This window comes from Prescottella equi, from assembly GCF_020171745.1.
GTDB lineage: Bacteria > Actinomycetota > Actinomycetes > Mycobacteriales > Mycobacteriaceae > Prescottella > Prescottella equi_A.
This window is the reverse complement of the sequence record NZ_JAIVAH010000037.1, coordinates 1-22,343: the sequence shown is the minus strand read 5'-3', so window position 1 is coordinate 22,343 and position 22,343 is coordinate 1. Positions and strand designations below refer to the sequence as shown.

Genomic DNA, 22,343 nt, shown 5'->3' with positions numbered 1-22,343 from the left:
GCCAACGCCAACGCCATCCAGGGCTCCGGCTGGTCCATCCTCGCCTGGGACTCCATCGGCCAGCGCCTGATCATCGTCCAGCTCTACGACCAGCAGGGCAACATCTCCATCGGCCTGACCCCGCTGCTCATGCTCGACATGTGGGAGCACGCCTTCTACCTCGACTACCAGAACGTCAAGGGCGACTACGTCAACGCCTTCTGGAACATCGTCAACTGGGCCGACGTCGCCGACCGCTTCGCCAAGGCACGCACCCAGACCGCCGGACTCATCGTCCCCGCCTGATCCGTCCCCCACTCCCGCGTTTTGCGCACTTGTCGCGCTTCCGGACCCCCGAAATCCCGCGATAAGTGCGCAAAACGCGAGTAAAGAAGTTGTGGATCGGCGCACTCTTTCCGAGGGTCGTCCACTACCGCCAGGTAACCTCGTACGCGATGTCCGAGACAGCAGAAGAGACGGCTCACGAGCCGCTCCCCACGCAGACCCGCACCCTCACCGGATGGGGACGCACCGCGCCCACCACCGCACAGGTGTTGTCCACGCCCGACGTCGAGCTGATCGCCAAGGCGGTCGCGCAGGTGGCGGAGCAGAACGAGTCGAAGCCGTCGCACCTGCGACGCGGCGTCATCGCGCGCGGCATGGGCCGCTCGTACGGTGACCCGGCGCAGAACGCGGGCGGACTCGTCGTCGACATGAACGCGCTGAAGCGGATCCACACCATCGACTCCAACAGCCGTCTGGTGACGGTGGACGCCGGTGTGAACCTGGATCAGCTGATGCGCGCCGCGCTGCCGTTCGGCCTGTGGGTTCCGGTGCTGCCGGGTACCCGCCAGGTCACCATCGGCGGCGCAATCGCGTCCGACATCCACGGCAAGAACCATCACAGCGCCGGCAGCTTCGGCAACCACGTGCGCTCGATGGATCTGCTCACCGCGGACGGCCAGATCCGCACCCTCACCCCGGCCGGCCGGAACGCGAAGCTGTTCTGGGCCACGGTCGGCGGCATGGGCCTGACGGGCATCATCCTCAAGGCGACCATCGAGATGACGCCGACCGAGACGGCGTACTTCATCGCCGACGGCGACGTCACCCACACCCTCGACGAGACCATCGCGCTGCACAGCGACGGCAGCGAGGCCAACTACGACTACTCGAGCGCGTGGTTCGACGCGATCGCGCCGGAACCCAAGCTGGGTCGCGCCGCGATCTCCCGCGGCTCCCTCGCCAAGCTGGACCAGTTGCCCGCGAAGCTGCAGAAGAACCCGCTGAAGTTCGACGCGCCGACGCTACTGACGTTCCCGGACATCTTCCCGAACGGCCTGGCCAACAAGTTCAACTTCTCGGCGATCGGCGAGGTCTGGTTCCGCAAGGCCGGCAACTACCGCGGCAAGGTCCAGAATCTGACGCAGTTCTACCACCCGCTCGACATGTTCGGTGAGTGGAATCGCGCCTACGGCTCCAACGGTTTCCTGCAGTACCAGTTCGTGGTGCCGCCGGAGGCCGTCGGCGAGTTCAAGCAGATCATCCGCGACATCCAGGCGTCGGGACACCACTCGTTCCTCAACGTGTTCAAGCTGTTCGGCGAGGGCAACAAGGCGCCGCTGAGCTTCCCGATGGCCGGCTGGAACATCTGCGTGGACTTCCGGATCAAGCCGGGGCTCAACGAGTTCGTCACCGAACTCGACAAGCGCGTCCTCGAGTTCGGCGGCCGCCTGTACACCGCGAAGGATTCGCGGACCACAGCCGAGACGTTCCATGCCATGTACCCGCGGATAGGCGAGTGGATCAAGGTCCGCCGATCCGTCGACCCCACAGGCGTTTTCGCCTCCGACATGTCCAGAAGGTTGGAACTGCAGTGATCAACGCCGTCGGTAACCCCCAGACCCTGCTGCTCCTCGGTGGCACGTCCGAGATCGGCCTGGCGATCTGCGAGGAGTACCTGAAGAAGGCACCGCTGCGCGTGATTCTCGCTGCGCTGCCGAACGATCCGGGTCGCGACGCGGCCGTCGCGCAGATGAAGGCCGCGGGTGCGACGCAGGTCGACCTGATCGACTTCGACGCGCTCGACACCGAGGGTCACCCCAAGATGATCGACGAGGCCTTCTCGGCCGGCGACATCGACGTCGCGATCGTCGCGTTCGCCCTCGACGGCGACGCCGAGGAGTTGTGGCAGAACCAGCGCAAGGCCGTGCTGGTCGCGAACGTCAACTACACCGCGTCCGTCTCGGTGGGCGTGCTGCTCGGCGAGAAGATGAAGGCACAGGGCTTCGGCCGCATCATCGCGATGTCGTCGGTGGCCGGTGAGCGGGTCAAGCGCGCCAACTTCGTCTACGGCTCCACCAAGGCCGGTCTCGACGGCTTCTACCTCGGTCTGGGCGAGGCGCTGGCCCCGTTCGGCCCCAAGGTCACCGTGGTGCGACCGGGCATGGTGCGCACCAAGTTCAGCGCGCACGTCAAGGAAGCGCCGCTGACGGTGAACAAGGAGATCGTCGCCGAGCTCGCGGTCGCCGCGTCCGACAAGGGCAAGGAGATCGTCTGGACGCCCGGCCCGTGGCGCTTCGTGATGATCGCGCTGCGGCACGTCCCGCGCGCGATCTTCCGCAAGCTGCCCATCTAGGAACAGCACTCGCGATCAGGCCCACCACAGTGCTGTGGTGGGCCTGATCGTTTCGCTCGTCCTACATCGCCGAGCGGGGCTGGGCGGGAACGGCCCGCATGTCGTTGCCGGTGTTCGGCTTGACGCGCTGCCACGTACCGTCGCTCTTGCAGGTCTGGTAGGTGCCGTCCGGGTGGTAGACCTTGCTGCCGACGCTGTAGTCCTTGCCGTCGTAGACGCACACGGTCGTCTGGGTCCCGTCGGGGGCGGTGCGAATCTCGGCGTTGGCCACTGCAGCCTGGGCGCCGAGTACGCCTCCGGCGACGAGAAGCGAAGCGGCGAGCGTCTTTACGGTGCGAGAAATCATCTGGGCGGTCCTTCTGTTCGGTGTCGGTCCGGGTGGACACCTACAACAATGGCGTCCGCCCGGGGCCGTCACCAGGCACCCGAGGGTGCCGAATCACCCACCCGTTCGCGCCCTCGAACGGGAACCCACGGCACGCTTCGAGCCGGCAGACGTGCCGTGGACTCCCGTTCGTCTCGTGAGACCTCAGCCCGCGGACTTCCACGCCGAGTCGAACAGCACGATGTCCGTGACAGTGCGCTTGACGCCGTGCACCGTCGGCTCCCACGCGGTCAGGACCGCTGCCGGTCCCCAGAGAACGTAGGGCACGGTCTCGTTCGCGTATCGCTGGACGTCGCCGATCGCGTCCCGCTTGGCGTCGTCGGTCGGCGCCGTCTGCACCGCGATCAGCAGTCGATCCATCTCGGGGTCGGCGAAACCTGTTGCGTTGTTGCGGGAGTCGCTACCCATACTGCCGTAGAGGTTGAGGAACGGCGCCTCCTCGCCGATCGGCGCACCAGCCCTGGTGAGGTCGAAATCGTGGTCTCGGTACACCTTCCGAACCAGATCGGTGGTGTCGGTCGCATAGTCGACCGTGACGTCGAATCCGATCGACTGGAGCGCCGCCTGGACAGTGAGCGCCGTGGCCTGCTGGCCGGGATCATGAGTCGTGAGGTACGAGATGCGCCCGTCGAAGCCGTCCGCCTTCGCGGCACCGAGCAACTGCCGGGCCCGCTCCGGGTCGAACCGGATTCCCTCGACACCGCTGTACCAGCGGGAGCCTTCCGGAACGAGTTCCGAACTTGCCGTTCCCAGCCCGGCATTGGCGCGCTGGTTGATCGCCTCGGGATCGACGCCGTACGCGATCGCCTGTCGCACCCTCACATCCCCGCCGGGACGTCCCGGCCTGCTGTTGATCACGCCGATGCCGTTCTGCCCGGTGGGGCTGAGGAAGCCGGAGTATCCGGCGTCGAGCACCCGGTCGATGACCTGCTCGTCGCGGAGGATGTAGGTCATGTCGAACTGTCCGCTGCGCATGGACTCGTACTGGGCCTGGGCTCCGGCCGTCGGCACGAACCGCAACGTGTCCAGCGGCGGCTTCCCGCCCACGTAGTCCGAGCGCGCGGAGAGCAGCAACTCTTCCCGGGGCGCGAACTTCGTCACGGCGAACGGGCCGGCCCCCACCGGCGAGAACGTGCCGTCCTTCTCCGATCCGGCTCCGACGATCATTCCCGCTCCCGTGCTGAGGAGCACCGGGAAGTCGCCCCAGGGCCGCTTCAGCCGGAACACGACGGTCCCCTCGTCCGGCGTTTCGATCGCGTCGACGACGTTCGTCCACGTCTGGGACGCATCGGCTTTCGCTGCCACGAACCGCTCGATACTCCACTTCACGGCGCGGGCGTCGAGCACGCTCCCGTCGCTGAACCGGGTGTCGGGGCGCAGCGTCACGGTGTAGGTCATGAGATCGTCGCTGCTGTCGAGCGACTCCGCCAGCTGGGGCACGAAGGTCCGGCTCTCGGTGTCGTGACGGACGAGGGTGTCGTAGATCGCCGCCATCTCGGTGCCGCCCGTCGAGGCGGCCGCCTGGGTCCGCGCGGGATCGAGAACAGTTGGCAGCGAATACGACCCGAAGGTGAGCGATCCACCGGCGACCGGTTCGGTGTCGACGGCGCTGTCCCCCACGAAACCTGCCTGTTGCAGGGACACCGACGCCACGGTGGCATCCGTCCCTCCGGACGAGCATCCCGCGAGCAGAACGGCGACCGCGGCGAAGCCGCCCAGCAGCAGTCGGGCGGGCCGGAAGGTCTGGTTGTGCACGTTGTCCTCCGTTGTCGGGTCGATCGACTCACGAGCACGGTCCGCCCGCGACGAGCGCGGGCGGACCGTGCGGAAAGCCTTGCGACTCAGATCTTCACGACCTTCGCGGTCGGGATCGGGTGCGAGTCGGCCTTGATCCAGCGCATCGCCCACGTGCCCTCTGCGTGGCCGTCGGTGCTGATCCAGTTCCCGTAGCCGGGATCCTTGGCCGCGACGACGATCGTGAGAGTTCCGTCGTCGTTGAGCTTGGCGGTGTGGTTGTTGATGTAGATGTTCGACCGGTTGTAGTCGAGGGATTCCACCCAGAAGTTCTGCAACACGAAGTTGTAGTACTCGCAGTTCGGAACCTCGGTTTCGATCACCCACGCCTCGTCCTCGGCGAGCTTCCAGTAGCCGTGGAAGTAGAAGATCGTCGGGTCACCGCCGGCCTTCTGGAACTGCTCTTGGCCCCGGTCGAAGATCTCGTTGGCTTGCGGCATGAACTCACGCGACCATTCGAGGAACGTCGCTGCCGACCCCTTCAGCATGCCGATCGCGCGGCCGAAACGTTCTCCGAGTTCTTCCTCGGTCAGCGGAACGAAGTCACCGTCCGGGTTCAGGCACTCGATCGACAGCTCACCGGGCACCTCGTTGCGGCGGTCCGCATAGGTCTGCCGCACAGAAATCAGGTTGCTGTCCACAGAAAGCGGCAGCCATGCCCCTTCGGCCGGCTTGTCCACGCTGGCAATGAACTCGAAGCGGCCGTGCTGGTCGATTTCGAGGTCGTGGATGTGGAGGTCACCGGTCTGCAGCATGGTGCCGTCGATGTGGTAGCGGTTGACGCGGGAGCCGAACGTGATCAGCGGGATGGTCCCACGCGTGCCGGTGATCCGGTACGTGTACTTACCGGAGATGTTGGCGCGCATATAGATGTTGTCCGGGTTGTCGGCGCCGATCTTCGTCATCATGTTCGGGTTCGGCGCCGACGTGAACTGGGGCCAGCGCGGATCGGTGTACTCGACGCAGTTGATCGTCGAGTAGCGCAACAGGCGTGACAGGTAGCGGGCGCCCTCGGCCTGCGTCAGCGGATCCTGCGGCACGATCGGGTCCGACAGAATGTTCCCGACGTCGAGTAGGTCGGTGCAGAACTTTTCCCAGGTGGCGTTCATTGTGGATTCCTATCCAGGTGAGGGGTCAGACGGTGGCGAACTTGGCGTCGACCTCAGCAGCGGTGATTCCGAAGTCTTCGAGCGAATACTTGTGCGACGGGCGTCGGTGGTCGGCGAGGCTGGCCTCGTGGGCATCCGCGATCGCCCGGCGCGCCTCGTCGGAGAACGGCATTGCGAACTGGGTGTAGACCTTCTCGGCCGTCCCGATCGGGTCGGCCACGAAGTCGCGGTAGTCGATGTCGATGAACTGCTCGGGGTTGTGGCGAGCCCGGGCCTCCTGGAAGTTCGCGTTCCCGCGCGCCCACAGATCCAGCTGGGTCCGTCCGATGGTCTTGCGGTCGAAGGCCTTCGACATGCCGTGTCCGCCCTGCTCGGCGAGGCTGAAGGTCGACGCCATCGAGGTGTGCGGGTCACGGAAGGTGCGAACGAACAGCGCATTCGGGAAGACCTTCAAGATGTCGTCGATCGCGAAGACGTGGCTCGGGCTCTTGAGCACCCAGCGGCGATCACGATCATTCATACCGATGAGCTGCAGGTTCTTCTTGTACCGGGCATAGGTGCCGGTCCAGTCCTGCTTCGCCAGCCATTCCGTGTACGACGGCACGTACGCGATGGTGTCGAACGAGGTCGACAACATCGTCTGCTGGAGCAGTCGCCAGCATTCCTCGACCTCCTCGGCGCCCATGAAGTGCACCTTCATCAGGTCGGCCTCGTTCGCCTGACGCGCCCGATAGAAGGCGTCGCAGCGGAGGAAATCGGGGTTCTCGGACCAGGTCTCACGGGCGGGACGGGGCTGCGGCGCCTCGGCCAGCCACATCTCGACACCCTGGTTGGCAGGGTCTGCGCTGAGGAGGCGATGGAGCGCGGTGGTGCCCGTACGGGTCAGTCCGCACATGAAGATCGGCCGCTCGATCGCAACGTCGACATGCCCGGGGTGACGCGCGAACGCAGCCTCGCTGATCAGCCGGCCCCTGAGCGCTGACACGATCATCTTCCGGGCGACCACTCGCCCTTGCGGGGTGAGGTCGGCCTCGTTCGCGAACGAGTCCAACAGAACCCGCAAACCCTCGAGATGCTCGTCGCCACCGAAACCGTCCAGGCCGGTCTCTTCACACGCCTGCGCGTGCAGGTCCTCGATGGAACCGATTCCGTCGTAATCCTGAGTCATTCCTACATCCTTGTGAGAGTGGATCAGTGGTGGGCCTGGCCGCAGTTGACGTCCAGGCACTGCCCTGTGATCGCGCGAGCGAGGTCGGAGGCGAGGAACAGCACCGCATTCGCGATGTCGTCGGGTTCGGGCAGCCGACGCAGATCGGTGCCGGCCGCGATCTCGGCGTAGACCTCGGCCGGCTCGACGCCGCGCTGATCGGCCTGCTTCTCCACCATCCGCTGGACGCGTTCCGCCCAGATATAACCCGGTGCAACCGAATTCACCCGCACACCCATCGGGCCCATCTCCACCGAGAGACTGCGGGCGAGAGCCAGCAGCCCGGATTTCTGCATCCGATAGGCCCCGAAGTTCGGCAACTGGTTCCGAAGCACCATCGAGTTGATCATCACGACCGACCCCTGCGACTTCTCCAGCGCGGGCACCAGTTTCCGCGTCAGGTTGAGCGCTGCCAGCAGGTTGATGTCCAGACCCTGCCGCACCGTATCGAAGTCGGCGTCGAGTAGTCGCTCGTGCGGTGGCTGCACGAACGCGTTGTGCACCACCGCGTCGACCGCTCCGAACTCCGCGAGTGCCACGTCGACAAGGTTCGTCACCGATGCATCGTCGGTGAGATCGGTCGGCACGGACACCGCGATACCGCCCAGCTCGCGGATCTCCTCGGCGACCTCGGTCAGCCGCGACTCGGTCCGCGCGGCGAGGACGATCCGGGCGCCGGCCAGCGCGCCACGGACCGCCACCGAGCGCCCGAGCCCCGTCCCGACACCGGAGACGACCACGACCTTCCCGTCGAGCAGCGCCGGCATCTCCTGCGGTGCTTGCAATCCCAACGTCATACCTGCGCCTCCGGATCCAGAACAACGCTGAGCGAGACGATCTTGCCGGTGTCGTCGAACTCGAAGAGATCGCTGGCAAGGAAGTCGGGCATGCCCTCTCGCTGCACGCGCAACTGCATCGCGGCATACCGCCCGGAGACGACGATCGGCGAGTGGCGGCTCACCGTGAACGCCACCTTTGCGTTCGCGATGTCGAACTCGCGGATCTCGTCGATGCCGCGGTAGGTCCGGACGCCCAGCGGCTCATGCTGGACCGCGTCGGCCGCGAACAGCGCCACCAGTTCGTCGACATCGTGATTACCGAGATGCTTGACGTACGAATCGATCACCGAACATATTTCGTCTCGGGTGGGCACAGGGAACGCTCCTCAGGTGTGATTGGCTGAATCGGGCCGGATCAAGCGATGACGCCGCGCTCGCGGAGCACCTCGACGATGAGGTCGGCCGCCTGCTCGGGCGTCAGGTCGGTGGTGTCGATTCGGATCTCCGGTGACTCGGGTGCCTCGTAGGGCGAGTCGACGCCGGTGAAGTTGGCGAGTTCCCCACGGCGGGCCTTCCGATAGAGCCCCTTGGGATCTCGCTCCTCGGCAACCTCGATCGGGGTGTCGACGAACACCTCACAGAAGCGGTCCTCGCCGACCAGTTCGCGCGCCGCGTCCCGCTCCGCCCGGAACGGAGAGATGAACGACGCCAACACGATCAGCCCGGCGTCCGCCATCAATCGGGCCACCTCGGTGACCCGCCGGATGTTCTCCACACGGTCTGCCTCGGTGAAGCCGAGGTCCCGGTTCAGGCCGTGGCGGACGTTGTCGCCGTCGAGCAGATAGGTGTGGCGACCACTCGCGTGCAGCTGCCGCTCGAGCTCGTTCGCGATCGTCGACTTGCCGGACCCCGACAGGCCCGTGAACCACAGCACCTGAGGCCGGTGGCCGTTCAGCACCGCGCGGGACTCGGCGTTCACGTCCACGGCCTGCCAGTGGATGTTGTCCGACCGGCGCAGCGAGTGCGCGATCATGCCGGCACCGACCGTGGTGTTGGTCAACCGGTCGATCAGGATGAAGCCGCCCGTGTCGCGGTTGTCGGTGTAGGCGTCGAACGGCACCGGCCGGTCGAAACTGATGTTGCACACGCCGATCTCGTTGAGTGCCAACGTGTTGGTGGCAGTCTGCTCGAGCGTGTTGACGTTGATCTTGTACTTCGGCCGGGTGATCCGCGCCTGCACCGTCATCGTGCCGATCTGGCACAGGTACGGACGCTCGGGCAGCATCTCGTGCTCACCCATCCACACCAGTTGCGCCTCGAACTGATCGGCAACACCGGGAAGGGCGTCCACCCCGGCGAGGACGTCGCCGCGGCTGATGTCGATCTCGTCGGCGAGGGTGATCGTGACCGATCGACCGGCCACGGCCTCGTCGAGGTCGCCATCCGTCGTGACGATCCGCTCCACAGTGGATTCCGTTCCGCTGGGCAGCACCCGGATCCGGTCGCCGGGGCGCACCACACCGCCGACGATCTGTCCCGAGAAGCCACGGAAGTCGAGGTCCGGACGGTTCACCCACTGCACCGGCATCCGGAACGGACCGGTCCGGAGGTCGTCGTCGATCTCGACGGTCTCGAGATGCTCGATCAGCGACGGACCCTGGTACCAGGGCGTGTTCGGGCTTCGCTCGGTGAGGTTGTCACCCATGTACGCGGACATCGGGATCGGGACGACGCGGTCGAGTCCGATCTCGGCGGCGAATGCCGCGTACTCGCCGACGATCCGCTCGAACACCTCCTGCGAGTAGTCGACGAGATCGAGCTTGTTGACGGCGAGGACCACGTTCCGGATGCCCAGCAACGACACGAGGTACGAGTGCCTGCGCGTCTGGGTCAGCACGCCCTTGCGCGCGTCGATCAGGATCACCGCAAGATCCGCCGTCGACGCGCCGGTGACCATGTTGCGCGTGTACTGCTCGTGTCCCGGAGTGTCGGCAACGACGAACTTCCGCCGCTCGGTGGTGAAGTAGCGGTAGGCGACGTCGATCGTGATGCCCTGCTCCCGCTCGGCCGCCAGACCGTCGACGAGCAGCGCGAAGTCGAGACCCTCGCCCTGGGTACCGACCTTCTTCGAATCGCTTTCGAGAGCGGACAGTTGGTCCTCGAACACCAGCTTCGATTCGTACAGCAACCGGCCGATCAGCGTGCTCTTGCCGTCGTCGACGCTGCCGCACGTGATGAAGCGCAGCATGGACTTGGTCGCGTGCCGTTCGAGGTACTGCTCGATGTCGTCGGCGATCAGGTTGGACGAGTGGGCCATCAGAAGTACCCCTCCTGCTTCTTCTTCTCCATCGAGGCGCTGCTGTCGTGGTCGATCACGCGTCCCTGACGCTCCGACGTGGTGGTCAGCAACATTTCCTGGATGACGTCGGTGAGGGTCGCGGCCGTCGACTCGACCGCGCCCGTGAGCGGATAACAGCCGAGGGTGCGGAACCGGACACTCTTGAGCTCGGGGACCTCACCGGGCCGCAACGGCATCCGATCGTCGTCGACCATGATCAGGGTGCCGTCCCGCTCGACCACGGGACGCTCGGCCGCGAAGTACAGCGGCACGATCGGAATGTTCTCCTGCCGGATGTACTCCCACACGTCCAGTTCGGTCCAGTTCGACAACGGGAACACCCGCAGCGTCTCGCCGGGCGAGCGCCGGACGTTGTACATGTGCCACAACTCCGGGCGCTGCCGCTTGGGATCCCAGCGGTGCTCAGCCGAGCGGACCGAGAAGACACGCTCCTTCGCACGGGACTTCTCCTCGTCGCGACGGGCGCCACCGAACGCGGTATCGAACTTGTGGAGGTCGAGGGCCTGCTTGAGGCCTTCGGTCTTCCACATGTCGGTATGCGTCGACGATCCGTGCGTGAACGGGTTGATCCCCTTCTCCACACACTCCGGATTCTGGTGGACGAGGAGGTCGAAATCGCCTGCGGCAGCGGACTCGTCACGCAGCTTGTACATCTCCCGGAACTTCCACGTCGTATCGACATGCAGCAACGGGAACGGAAGCCTCGACGGATAGAACGCCTTGCGGGCAAGGTGCAGCATCACCGCACTGTCCTTGCCGACCGAGTACAGCATCACGGGGTTCTCGCTCCCCGCGACGGCCTCGCGCATGATATGGATACTCTCGGCCTCGAGTCTCTCGAGGTGGGTCAGCGCACGGGTCATCGTGCAAGTACCTCCAGTGCTTTGCCCGCCCACTCGGGGCGGCAGATCAGTAGATCGGGCAACCAGGGGTTCTCCTGGTTGTAGACGAGTTCGGACCCGTCGATACGTGAAACATGAAGTCCGGCAGCACGGGCCACGGCGACCGGGGCCGCCGAATCCCACTCGTACTGGCCACCGGCGTGGGCATAGATGTCGACCTCGCCGCGGACCACCGCCATCGCCTTGGCGCCGGCCGAGCCCATCTCGACAAGTTCGGCGTCCAGCGCGGTGGCCAGCGCCATCACGGGTTCGGGACGACGGGTGCGGCTGACGACGACCTTCGGCGCGCCGCCCCGGGGCTCGGTCGGCGCAGTGGCGGCTTCGGTCGAATAGGTGACCCCGAGCGCGGGCATCGCGACGGCGCCGACGGTCAGTTCACCGCTCACGACCAGCGCGACGTGCACGGCCCAGTCGGAGCGGTCGACCTCACCGAACTCGCGGGTGCCGTCGAGCGGATCGACGATCCACACACGCTCAGCGCCGAGCCGGGCGAGATCGTCCGCTCCCTCCTCGGAGAGCACCGCGTCGCCGGGGAACCGCTCCCCGAGCGCACCCACGATGAACTCGTGGCTCAGCCGATCGCCTGCTCGGCGAAGCTCGGCCGCGTCGGCACCCTCCAGGGTCAACTTGCTGCGCAGTTCGAGCAGCAGTCGCCCTGCATCCGTAGCGATTTCGACTGCCGCCCGGGCGTCCGATCCGCTCCGTGCGGCGGCGTCGAAGTGGTTCGCGGTGTCAAGGTTCGTCGTCACGAGAGTGACTGTAGCCACAGAATGAACCATGTTCAATCCCAAAACGAACATTGTTCATTCTTGGTGGTGGGCGATCCGCCCGGCTACGGTGTTGAGGTGGGTGAATCGAGCGGAGGGTCGATCTACGGCGACGCGGAGGTCCGGCGACGCCGGACACTCGATGCTGCCGCGGCACTGCTGGACGAGGGCGGCTACTCCGCGCTGACGATCCGGTCCGTCGCGAAGCGAGCCGGCACGAGCACCGGGCTCATCTACCAATACTTCGCCGACAAGCAGGACATCTTCATGGCGCTTCTCGACGAGAACATCGTCGAGTCGACGAAGGCCGTCGCCGCGCTCCCCCGGGACCGCGGCGTGGCCGCGCTGGTCGCCGCGATCATCGACGAGTCTGCGCGACGATGGGGAAGCCTCGGGCGCATGTCCCAGATATGGCGGGACGCCGAACATGCTGTGGGCATCGAGCGCGAATCACTTCGTGCAGTGCATGATTCGGGAAGGCTCTACGACGAGGAAGTCCTCGCGGCGGTCACGGAGGCCGCCACGAACGAGGGACGCGTCCTGCGCGACGAGACCGCGGTACTGCCGTTCCTGCTGTCCGGCATGCAGGGCGTCGCCGCCAGCATCGTCAACGACTGGGCGTCCTACCTCGATTCCAACGAGTTCGCGCATTTCTCGGCCGACGCGCTCACCCGGGCGATTACGCAAGATGGCCAACACCTCGCTTAGCTCCACCTCGGCGGAACATGTCTCGCGCCGCCGCGAATCCGCACGCTACAGCGTCCGCAAAACTGCGAATACCTTCCCTCACAAGTCGATCGACCAAGTCGACCGTGCCGAAGGGAGCGACACCAGCAGCGTCGAATCCTGCTGAACGAGACCTCCCCTCTCTTGCGGCGAAAGATCTCATGCCGATCCGCCGGGAGTTTTCGCCATGGCATGCAGGCGATTCGGCAACGCCCCGGCCCCGTTGAGTGCACGCCCGCTCACAGCGCAGATGGTGATGTGCAACACTGTGACGCGCGCAACGGGCGTGAGGTCACTGACACCTCCGCCATCCGATGGCGCGAACGAACTCGCGATTGTTCTCTCTTCCCGTACCTCCGCCCGTATTCCGGGCCGTTCGAGAGTCTGGAGATCTAGTTCAGTGACAGCAAATACAGACATCCTCACCGCCGGCGCGGGGCCGGCGCGGGGCCGCTACCACCGGCAGCGACCGGCTTGGGTAATCATCACCGTCCTCATGCTGGTGGAGATCATCAGCGCCTTCGAGACGTCGATGGTGTACGCCGCCATCCCGACGTTCATCCGGGAATTCCACAGCGACGCAGCGACGGTCGGCTGGGCCGTCACCGCGTTCCTCCTCGTGGCCGCCGCCTCGGCAGCGGTCTGCGGCCGCCTGGGCGACATGTACGGGCGTGAGCGCGTCCTGGTCGTGCTCCTCGCCGCCGCCGCGATCGGCTCCTTCATCAGCGCGATCGGCGACAGCATCGGCAGCATCATCGTCGGCCGAGCGATCCAGGGCGTGGCGGGCGCGATCCTGCCGCTGTGTATCGGCCTGGCCCGCGAGCACCTACCGGCGAAGAAGGTTCCCGTCGCGATCGCGATCATCTCCGGCTCGGCCGTCGCCGCCGGCGCCGCTTCGCTCGTCATCGCCGGGATCATGCTCGACCACGCCAGCTGGCACATGATCTTCGTCGTCGCCGCCGTGTACGCGGTGCTCGCACTCCTGCTGGTGCTGTTCGTCCTGCCGTGGCGACCGCCCGTCGGAACGACACAGCGAGTCGACTACCTCGGTACCATCGCGTTCGCGCCGGCAGTTGCGGCGATACTGCTCGGTATCAACAAGTCCGGCTCCTGGGGCTGGACCGATTCCAAGACGCTCGGCCTCGTGATCGGTGGCCTCGCCGTGTTGGCGCTGTGGGTGCTCTGGGAGCTACGGGTCACCGATCCGATCGTGAACGTCCGTCTGTTCACCGACCGCAAGGTCGCATTGACGATGCTCGCGACGCTGGCGATCGCGGTCGGCCCGATGGGTATCAGCACCATGATGATCTCGATGATCCTGCAGTCCCCCACAACGGCACCGTTCGGTCTGGGTGTCTCCGCCACCAACGCCGGCTGGCTCTCGTTCATCGGCGCGATGTTCGGCTTCGCATGCACCCCGCTCAGCGGCCGAATCTCCAAGGCCGTCGGAGCGCGCTCGTCGATGCTGCTCGGCACCACCCTCTTCACCATCAGCAGTGCGATGCTCATCGTCTTCCACGACTCGATCGTGGGGATGCTCGCAATGGTCATCACCAGTTCGATCGGCACGGCCTTCGCGTACACCGCGCTGCCGAACCTCATCGTCGAAGCCGTTCCGGAGAGCAACACGAGCGAGGCTACCGGCACGAACTCGGTGCTGCGCACCGGTGGACAGGGCATCAGCACCTCGATCGCGACGATGCTGCTGGCCGCGTCCGCGACGTCCGCCGGCAGCACTGCACCGACCGTCAGCGGCCTCAACGCCGTCGCCATCATGGCGGTCGTCCTCGGCCTCATCACAATCGGCTTCACACTGCTCATCCGCAGTGGCAGTTCGTTCAAGGACGCGTGACGCGCGTCCTTGACGGTGTGCGAGTGGGCGGTGGGGTTCTCCCACCGCCCATCGTCGTAGTCGAAACTCGGCGTCGGCGTCCCAGGATTCCGGGGGCGCGGCACCCGGACAGATCCCCTTGCGCCAGCCCCCAACTTACGTCTCGGCTCATGTTCAGACTAAGCTTCGCTCTGCTCCCATAGGTCGATCCGAGAGCGCGGGCCCGGACGGAAAACCCTGGGACACTACGCATCATGACTTCGACCGAACCGCTTCCAGCGGTTCAGCTCTCCGGCGCATTCGAGTGACCGGGCATCCCGGCACCTATGACGCCACACCTCTCCTTGCGGCCCATCGATGAACCATGTGAAGGGATCTGTTCAATGACCAAAAAACCTGCACCCGCTACGAAATCAGCCCATGACGTCACTGTCGATCTGATTGTTGTCGGGTCCGGCACCGGGATGGCTGCCGCCCTGACCGCGAACGAGCTCGGCCTGTCCACACTGATCGTGGAGAAGACACAGTATGTGGGCGGTTCGACGGCGCGGTCCGGCGGAGCGTTCTGGATGCCGGCCAACCCGGTGCTCGCTGAGGCAGGTGCCGGCGACACGATCGAGCGCGCTAAGACGTATGTACATGCGACGGTCGGTGATTCAGCTCCCGCTGAGCGCGGCGAGGCGTTCGTCGATCACGGCGCCGCTACTGTCGACATGCTCCGCCGCACGACGCCCATGAAGTTCTTCTGGGCCAAGGGGTACTCCGACTACCATCCCGAACTGCCGGGCGGCAGCGCTGCCGGACGCACCTGCGAGTGCCTGCCGTTCGACGCCTCGGTGTTGGGGGATGAGCGAGGTCGCCTGCGTCCCGGTCTGATGGAAGCTGGACTGCCGATGCCGGTGACGGGCGCGGACTACAAGTGGATGAACCTGATGGCCAAGAAGCCTGGAAAGGCTGTTCCGCGCATCATCCGGCGCCTGTCGCAAGGCCTCTTCGGTAAATATGTCCTCAAGCGCGAGTACCTTGCAGGCGGCCAAGCGCTCGCGGCCGGCCTGTACGCCGGTGTGGTGCGAGCGGGCATCCCTGTGTGGACGGAGACCTCGCTGACTCGGCTCGTCACCGACGGCGCCCGCGTCACCGGCGCCATCGTCACCCAGAACGGGCGAGAAGTGACCGTCACAGCCAGACGAGGAGTCGTGTTGGCGGCCGGCGGCTTCGACCACAACATGGCGTGGCGCCGAAAGTACCAGTCAGAGAGCCTCGGCGAGCACGAGAGCCTCGGAGCAGAGGGCAACACCGGAGACGCGATCGAAGCGGCGCGGCAGCTCGGTGCCGGCATCGACTCGATGGACCAATCCTGGTGGTTCCCTGCGGTCGCGAGCATGAATGGACGGCAGCCGATGGTGATGCTCGCCGAGCGCGCACTGCCGGGATCGTTCATCGTCGACCATACCGGCCGCCGTTTCGTCAACGAGGCCACGGACTACATGACCTTCGGCCAACGTGTGCTCGAGCGGGAGCAGGCGGGTGACCCAGCCCAGCCGATGTGGATCATTTTCGACCAGGAATACCGCAACAGTTATGTGTTCGCCGGCGGAATCTTCCCTCGCCAGCCCTTGCCTCCTGCGTTCTTCAAGTACGGCATCGCCCACCAGGCGAGCAGTCCGGCCGAACTCGCCCGTAAGGTCGGCCTACCGCAGGAAGTATTCGTCGACAGCTTCCTGAGGTACAACGACGCTGCCGCGGCTGGTAGCGACGCAGATTTCGGCCGCGGCGCCAGTGCGTACGACCGCTACTACGGTGATCCGACAGTAACTCCGAATCCGAACTTGAGGCGGCTCGACGGCAACGCTCTCTATGCGGTGAAGATGACGTTGAGTGACCTCGGTACGTGCGGCGGTGTCCGCGCCGATGCTCAGGCCCGCGTCCTGCGCGAGGACGGCGATGTCATCGAGGGGCTGTACGCGATCGGCAACACCGCAGCGAATGCCTTCGGCCACAGCTATCCCGGCGCCGGCGCCACGATCGGCCAGGGGTTGGTCTATGGCTATATCGCCGCGCAGCATGCGGCACACAAGCCCCTGACCACCACCTAACGGATTGGATAGCAGATCGGAGCACGGTCCTCCAGGCCTGGGAACGCGCTCCGATCTCTCCCCGTTACTGATTTCGCAGTCCCGCACCACGGCCACTGTCGCCGCGTTCGATGCGACCTCGCTCCCCTGCCTCGAATGATCCGACGGTGGTGTCGCCGAGCCCGGTCGCATCAGTCGAATGCCGAGAGGCGCAGGGCTGCAGGGCTAGAGGCAGGTCCCTTCGCAACGTGGCGCCAAGTCTTGGCACACCTGTCTGGTTCACAGTGCGCAGATGCCCTACAACCAGATGTCGGCGCCCCTGCCACTTTCGCGACTTCGGAAACACCTTCACCTTCGTCGCCAGCCGGAACCGCCACCGAACGGCTATTGGGTCATGCCCACGTGGAGAATGTCGAAGATCCCGAGATTGGCCCACGGCATGCACTCGGTGCCAATCACTTTGGGCGTTGAAAGCCGTGACGTTCGTCAGGTTTCAGCTGGTTACGAACATTGCATCCGCTAGCGTCAGGACTCAGATACGGCTGTGGATCGGCGTTCGTCAGTCCTGCGACAGAGACGGAATCGCCACAGCCGCGGCATGCTGACCACTTCGCTGGCGGCGGCAAGTTCGCGCAGTTCTCGGCCGACGCGCTTACCCGCGCGATCACCCGCACCGAGCCTTCCCCCTGACCCCCGCGTTTTGCGCACTTGTCGCGCCAGGGAGGACGGGATTCCGGCGACAAGTGCGCAAAACGCGGTCAGGACGAGGCGGCCCAGGCGGCGAGGACCGTGCGGATGCCCGTGACGAGTGCGAGCGGCTGGTCGATCATCGTGTGATGGCCGGCGTCGGGGATCTCCGCGACGATGGCCGACGGGCCGAACCGCTCCCGCATCTGCTCCATCAGATCCTCGGAGACGATGCCGTGCTGCGCGCGGAAGTACGCGATCGGGCAGCGCGGCACGGCGACGGACAGTGTGTCGCCGCCGGATCGGGTGAACATCGCGGGATCGAACTTCCACGACCAGCCGCCCTCGACGGCCACGAGCGACGTCTCGGCCACATGCTCGCGCACGCACGGCACGGCAGCCTCCTGCGGCGGCACGAACCGGAACCGGGCGAGTGCCTCCTCCCGGGTCGGGTACACCTTCTTCGGCCCGAACGCGGCCTTCCGCCGGGCGGCCTCCTCCTCGGGCGTGCGCTGACGGATCGGCGAGTCGACGATCTGCACCCCGGCCAGCCGGTCGCCGTGCAGGTGCGCCGCGACGAACGAGACGATTCCGCCCATGCTGTGGCCCACCACGACCGGGCGGCCCTCGATGCCCGACGCCGACGCCACCGCCGCCACCTCGTGCGCCCACTGGTCGAGCGAGTAGTGCTCGCGGGTGTCGCTGTCGCCGTGGCCGCTGAGATCGAGGGCGACGACGCGACGATCGCCCGCAAGCTGCGGACCGATGTGGTCCCACCACCGCGAATGCGCCGCCCCGCCGTGCACGAGCACGAGGCCTGGCATTCCCGGCGCGCCCCACGCCCGGAATCGGATGGTGGCGCCGTCGACGTCCACCTCGCCGGTCTCCACCGGCGCGGCCAGTGCCTCTCGGAACCACTGCGGCGTCTGCGCGTGCTCGTCACTCATTCCTCGAACCTACTGAAGCCCGGTTCCGGACCCGCGCCCAAGTAAGCTCGGGCCGTGTCGCAATCAGGTGCAGCCCCCCTCGCAGCGTCGCGAGTCACCCCTGCCCGGCTGGCCGGCGGAACCGCTGTCGAGATGATCCTCGGGGCCATCGTCGCCGCGATCGTCGCCGCGGTGGGACTGTTCGCCTTCGGTCGGGTGTCGTGGCCGGCGTTCCCGTCGTCGAACGTCACACAGGCCGTCACGACGGTGGGTCAGGTCGTCACGATCGCCGTACTTGCGTTGTGTGTCGTCCTCTTCCGTGCCCGACGGTGGATGCGCGCGGCGACCGTGCTGTCGTGGGCCGGGCTGTCCGGCTTCGTGACGGTGACGCTCGGCATGCCGCTGAGCGCGACGAAGCTGTACCTGCACGGCATCTCGGTCGATCAGGAGTTCCGCACCGAATACCTCACACGCCTCACCGATTCTGCTGCCCTGCACGACATGACGTACGCGGATCTGCCGCCCTACTACCCGGCCGGCTGGTTCTGGATCGGTGGACGTGTCGCGAACCTGCTCGGCATGGACGGCTGGGAGGCCTTCAAGCCGTACGCGATCGGCTCGATCGCCGTCGCCGCCGTGATCGCACTGGTGTTGTGGACCAAACTGATTCGCACCGACCGGGCCGTCGTGGTGGCTCTGGCGTCCGCTGCGTTGGTGGTCGCGTACGCGTCGGCCGAACCGTACGGCGCGGTGATCGCGGTTCTCGTCCCGCCGGTTCTGGTGCTGGCATGGGGCGGACTGCACCGGCCCGACAAGACCGGTCACGGCGGCTGGGGAGCCGTCGCCGGCACCGGTGTGTTCCTGGGTGTCGCCGCCGCGTTCTACACGCTCTACCTGGGGCTCTCGGCGTTCGCGATCACGCTCATGGCGCTCGTCGCAGCCGGCCTGGCCGTCCGGGCGCAGGGTTCGTGGCGCGGGGCGGTCGGCCCCTTGGTGCGGCTGGCCGTCATTGCCGTGATCGCCGTTGCAATCGCGCTGACGGTCTGGCTGCCCTATCTGCTCGAGGCGCTGCACGGCGTACCCGCCGACAGCGGCACCGCGACGCACTACCTCCCGGACGCCGGTGCGCGCCTGCCGCTTCCGATGCTCCAGCTCTCGCTATCGGGGGCGCTGTGCCTGCTCGGCACGATCTGGCTGGTGTTCCGGGTGACCTCGTCGCGGCGCGCGCAGGCGCTCGGTATCGGCGTGGTCGCGATCTACCTGTGGTCGCTGATGTCGATGGCGTTCACCGCGGTGGGCGGCACGCTCCTGTCCTTCCGCCTCGAACCGGTGCTCATCCTGCTGCTCGGCACCGCCGGCGTGTTCGGCTTCTTCGACTTCGCGCGCTGGCTGGTCCTGGCGACGAGCGAGAACCCCCGGGTGAAGGCGTCCATCGTCGTGGTCGGGCTGGTGGGCCTGCTCGCCTTCGCACAGAACATCCCCCAGGTGCTGTCGAACGACATCACGATCGCCTACACCGACACGGACGGCGACGGCGTCCGCGGCGACCAGCGCCCACCCGGCGCGGCCTCCTACTACGGCGACATCGACCGGACCATTTTGGAGCGACGCCCCGGCGAACGCCACGACACCGTCGTGCTCACGTCGGACACCAGCTTCCTCAGCTTCTACCCGTACTACGGATTCCAGGCGCTGACGTCGCACTACGCGAACCCGCTGGCACAGTTCCGCGAGCGCTCCGAGGCAATCGAGAGCTGGACGGAGTTCGAGACGCCGGACCAGCTCGTGTCCGCACTCGACGAACTGCCGTGGCGCGCACCGGACGTGTTCGTCTTCCGCAAGAGCGCCGACGGCTACACCCTGCGCCTCGCCGAGGACGTCTACCCGAACGATCCGAACGTCCGCCGCTACAGCGTCTCCTTCCCGAAGTCGCTGTTCGAAGACCCCCGCTTCACCGTCGACGAGGTCGGCCCGTTCGCGATCGTGACGCGCGTCGGCTGACTCAGACGAGGTGGTGACGGTCGGCGCGGCTGACCGTCACCGCCGCGACGAGCACGCCGACCACGACGCCGATGAGAGTGTCCAGGATGCGGGTCATGCCGGCCTCGGGCGTGATCGGTGACGTGAACCCGGTGAGTACCAGGGCCATCGGTGTCACCACGAGCGACGTGAGCGCGTAGTTGACCAGCACCATGAGTTCGGCCGCGGTCTGCAGGACGATGACCGCGATGACGGCCTCCCAGAAGCCCAGCGACGCGGCGATGAGTCCGGCCGCGATCACGGCACCTCCGATGTTGCCGACCAGACGCTGGATTCCGCGCTGGACGGTGTGGGTGAAGTTGAGGCCCTGCAGTGCCGCGATCGCTCCCATCGACGCCCACAGCGGGTGCGCGAGCCCGCACGCCCACGCGAGCCACCCCGCCGCCGCGGACGCCGCGGCGACCCGAATCGCAGTGTGACGCAGCGCGGCCGAGCGGACGTTCGCCCGCGCCACCTGCAGCATCCGCGCGGGCATTGGAAGCTCGGTGCGAGCGGTCGGCCGGTCCGCGACCCCACCGAGACGCCCGGACCGTTTGACCCTGCGGAGTTCGCACTCGTGCCGGGCGATCTCGCGGATCCGCGTGGCGTCGCCGTCGGCCACCCAGACATCGATCGCATCGTCGGCAGCATCCAGCAGCAGTGCGAGATCGAGGCCGTGGCCGCGTCGTGCACGCTCATGTCCGCTCGCCGCCAGGACTTCACGAGCTCGCGCGAGCGCGGCTCGCGCGGCCGGAACACGGTCATTCCCATCCTGTTCGATCGATCCGACGACGACGAGAGCCCGCGCCGTCGCCAACCGTGCCGGTCCCAGCGGCAGGATCAGACCCGGCAGCATCGCCGCGACCCACCCGATGACGACGCCCACCGCAGCGGCCACAGCAACAGACAGGACATCACTCGACGACGTCGAGTAGCCGGCGGCCCCGGTGGCCGCGAAGATGAGGATCACCGGACCCGGCCCGGTCAGCTGGAAGGCGCTCATGAAGGCCGACGCAACACCCGCTGCCAGGGACAGGACTCCGATGAGAACCGCGGACGGCAGTGCCGCCGCACCGAGTACGCCACCGAAGGCCACGAAACCGACGAGCGCGAAACCCACCAGCGCCAGCTTGCCCGCCAGGCGCGGGTACGGCTCGTAGCGACCGAAGGCCGAGGACAGTGCCCCCAGCGCCGCGAAGCCGGCAAGTTCCCGGTAGCCCAGGAGTCCACCTGCCACGAACACGACCGCCGTGGCGAGACCGACCCGGAGCGCCGGCGCGATCGTCGCGTCGGCCGCTCGCAGTTCGAAGGCCCGACGCCACGTGCTCGGAGCGACGGCGTGGGCCAGGGCGCCCCGCGCATGGCCGAGCCGAGTGGGGTCGGAAGTCTCGAGTGCAGTCACTTCGACCAGTGTACGCGCAGTAGTTCACTAGTAAAATACTAATGAAGCGAAAAGTATCCCTGGCTAGGATGGGGAAGTGGATCCGACCGTCAGTTCCGAGCCCGATTTCATCGACAAGGTCCGTCAGGAGTGGGCGTCGACCTACCCGGACGTCGACACGTCCCCGATAGAGGTGCTCGGACGGATCACCCGGATCAGTTCACAAGCGCTGCACCGACTCGACCGAGCTCTCGGCCCGAGTGGTGTATCGCGGGCGGAGTTCGAGGTGCTGTGCGCGCTGGCGCGCAGCGATCGCCCCCTCCGCGCCAGCGAGGTCACCGCGGTGACGATGGTGAGCGGAGCCGCGACGACCAAGCATGCCGATCGGCTCGTGAAGTTGGGGCTGGTGGAACGTGAGCGCTTCGAGCGCGACGGGCGCGTGGTACTGCTCAGGGTGACCGATTCCGGCCGCGCGATGGTCGACGAGGAGTTCCCCCGCCGGGTCGAGCGGGATCGGCAGTTGCTGCACGGACTCGACGACGCCGAGCGAGCAGTCTTGGCCGAGCTCCTGCGGCGGATCGCCCGGAACTCCGACGACGCCGAACGCCCCTAGCGGCTCGGCGCTCCTGGTCGTGGCGCCGGACCGGCGGGCGCCCCTGAAAAAGACGCAGAAATGCCGAAGGCCCCCACCAAAAATGGTGGGGGCCTTCGGTAAAAGGTGTTCGGCGGTGTCCTACTCTCCCACACCCTGTCGAGTGCAGTACCATCGGCGCTGGAGG

General features: G+C 66.5%; 19 protein-coding genes. 8 read left to right on the top strand and 11 right to left on the bottom strand.

The window, feature by feature from the left end:
- The 3 genes from LCL87_RS25380 to dprE2 form a co-directional block, all read left to right on the top strand.
- On the top strand, positions 1-285 hold a 285-nt coding region (locus tag LCL87_RS25380; protein WP_225024227.1), incomplete at its 5' end, for a Fe-Mn family superoxide dismutase.
- Positions 286-434: 149 nt separating this feature from the next.
- Positions 435-1,859, top strand: a complete 1,425-nt coding sequence (gene dprE1 / locus LCL87_RS25375) for a decaprenylphosphoryl-beta-D-ribose oxidase (protein WP_225024226.1) — start codon at positions 435-437, stop codon at positions 1,857-1,859.
- On the top strand, positions 1,856-2,617 hold the full coding sequence (dprE2, locus tag LCL87_RS25370) for a decaprenylphospho-beta-D-erythro-pentofuranosid-2-ulose 2-reductase (protein ID WP_225024225.1): 762 nt from the start codon (positions 1,856-1,858) through the stop codon (positions 2,615-2,617). The genes dprE1 and dprE2 overlap by 4 nt, the downstream gene beginning before the upstream one ends.
- A gap of 61 nt (positions 2,618-2,678) precedes the next feature.
- Here dprE2 and LCL87_RS25365 read toward each other — a convergent pair whose 3' ends face one another.
- The 9 genes from LCL87_RS25365 to LCL87_RS25325 all read right to left on the bottom strand — a co-directional run bounded on the left by LCL87_RS25365 (position 2,679) and on the right by LCL87_RS25325 (position 11,901).
- Entirely contained in the window at positions 2,679-2,963 is a 285-nt protein-coding gene (locus LCL87_RS25365; protein ID WP_225024224.1) for a hypothetical protein, read from the bottom strand.
- A gap of 183 nt (positions 2,964-3,146) precedes the next feature.
- Complete coding sequence (locus LCL87_RS25360; RefSeq protein ID WP_225024223.1) at positions 3,147-4,757, bottom strand: ABC transporter substrate-binding protein; 1,611 nt, start codon at positions 4,755-4,757, stop codon at positions 3,147-3,149.
- An 86-nt stretch (positions 4,758-4,843) separates the two neighbouring features.
- Entirely contained in the window at positions 4,844-5,905 is a 1,062-nt protein-coding gene (locus LCL87_RS25355) for a DUF1214 domain-containing protein (protein ID WP_225024222.1), read from the bottom strand.
- 25 nt (positions 5,906-5,930) lie between these two features.
- The gene (locus LCL87_RS25350; RefSeq protein ID WP_225024221.1) at positions 5,931-7,073 is read right to left on the bottom strand and encodes a sulfotransferase family protein; all 1,143 of its coding nucleotides are present in this window, start codon (positions 7,071-7,073) and stop codon (positions 5,931-5,933) included.
- A 23-nt stretch (positions 7,074-7,096) separates the two neighbouring features.
- Complete coding sequence (locus LCL87_RS25345) at positions 7,097-7,909, bottom strand: SDR family oxidoreductase (RefSeq protein WP_225024220.1); 813 nt, start codon at positions 7,907-7,909, stop codon at positions 7,097-7,099.
- Positions 7,906-8,265 carry a nuclear transport factor 2 family protein gene (locus LCL87_RS25340; protein WP_225024219.1) on the bottom strand — a complete coding sequence of 120 codons (360 nt, stop codon included), beginning with the start codon at positions 8,263-8,265 and terminating at the stop codon, positions 7,906-7,908. The genes LCL87_RS25345 and LCL87_RS25340 overlap by 4 nt, the downstream gene beginning before the upstream one ends.
- Before the next feature lie 41 nt (positions 8,266-8,306).
- Positions 8,307-10,208, bottom strand: coding sequence for a sulfate adenylyltransferase subunit CysN (cysN, locus tag LCL87_RS25335; protein ID WP_225024218.1), 1,902 nt, complete (start codon positions 10,206-10,208; stop codon positions 8,307-8,309).
- Positions 10,208-11,113 (bottom strand): sulfate adenylyltransferase subunit CysD, encoded by a 906-nt coding sequence (cysD, locus tag LCL87_RS25330; RefSeq protein WP_225024217.1) that lies wholly within the window; start codon positions 11,111-11,113, stop codon positions 10,208-10,210. Before cysD ends, cysN begins: the two co-directional genes overlap by 1 nt.
- Entirely contained in the window at positions 11,110-11,901 is a 792-nt protein-coding gene (locus tag LCL87_RS25325) for a 3'(2'),5'-bisphosphate nucleotidase CysQ (protein WP_225024216.1), read from the bottom strand. Before LCL87_RS25325 ends, cysD begins: the two co-directional genes overlap by 4 nt.
- A gap of 96 nt (positions 11,902-11,997) precedes the next feature.
- Between LCL87_RS25325 and LCL87_RS25320 the strand changes: the two genes are divergently transcribed.
- The 3 genes from LCL87_RS25320 (at position 11,998) to LCL87_RS25310 (ending at position 16,572) form a co-directional block, all read left to right on the top strand.
- Positions 11,998-12,627, top strand: coding sequence for a TetR/AcrR family transcriptional regulator (locus LCL87_RS25320; protein ID WP_225024215.1), 630 nt, complete (start codon positions 11,998-12,000; stop codon positions 12,625-12,627).
- 514 nt (positions 12,628-13,141) lie between these two features.
- Positions 13,142-14,497, top strand: a complete 1,356-nt coding sequence (locus tag LCL87_RS25315; protein WP_225024229.1) for an MFS transporter — start codon at positions 13,142-13,144, stop codon at positions 14,495-14,497.
- A 362-nt stretch (positions 14,498-14,859) separates the two neighbouring features.
- Complete coding sequence (locus tag LCL87_RS25310; protein ID WP_225024214.1) at positions 14,860-16,572, top strand: 3-ketosteroid-delta-1-dehydrogenase; 1,713 nt, start codon at positions 14,860-14,862, stop codon at positions 16,570-16,572.
- 737 nt (positions 16,573-17,309) lie between these two features.
- Here the strand turns inward: LCL87_RS25310 and LCL87_RS25305 are convergent.
- Positions 17,310-18,185: an alpha/beta fold hydrolase gene (locus tag LCL87_RS25305; RefSeq protein WP_225024213.1), complete on the bottom strand. Its 876-nt coding sequence runs from the start codon at positions 18,183-18,185 to the stop codon at positions 17,310-17,312.
- Between the two features lie 132 nt (positions 18,186-18,317).
- Between LCL87_RS25305 and LCL87_RS25300 the strand changes: the two genes are divergently transcribed.
- Positions 18,318-20,165 carry a galactan 5-O-arabinofuranosyltransferase gene (locus LCL87_RS25300; RefSeq protein WP_225024228.1) on the top strand — a complete coding sequence of 616 codons (1,848 nt, stop codon included), beginning with the start codon at positions 18,318-18,320 and terminating at the stop codon, positions 20,163-20,165.
- 1 nt (position 20,166) lies between these two features.
- On the opposite strand, the gene LCL87_RS25295 is transcribed toward LCL87_RS25300, so the two are convergent.
- Positions 20,167-21,585, bottom strand: a complete 1,419-nt coding sequence (locus tag LCL87_RS25295; RefSeq protein WP_225024212.1) for an FUSC family protein — start codon at positions 21,583-21,585, stop codon at positions 20,167-20,169.
- 76 nt (positions 21,586-21,661) lie between these two features.
- Here LCL87_RS25295 and LCL87_RS25290 point away from each other — a divergent pair, with 76 nt between their 5' ends.
- Positions 21,662-22,177, top strand: coding sequence for a MarR family transcriptional regulator (locus tag LCL87_RS25290; protein ID WP_225024211.1), 516 nt, complete (start codon positions 21,662-21,664; stop codon positions 22,175-22,177).
- Positions 22,178-22,343: the final 166 nt, after the last annotated feature.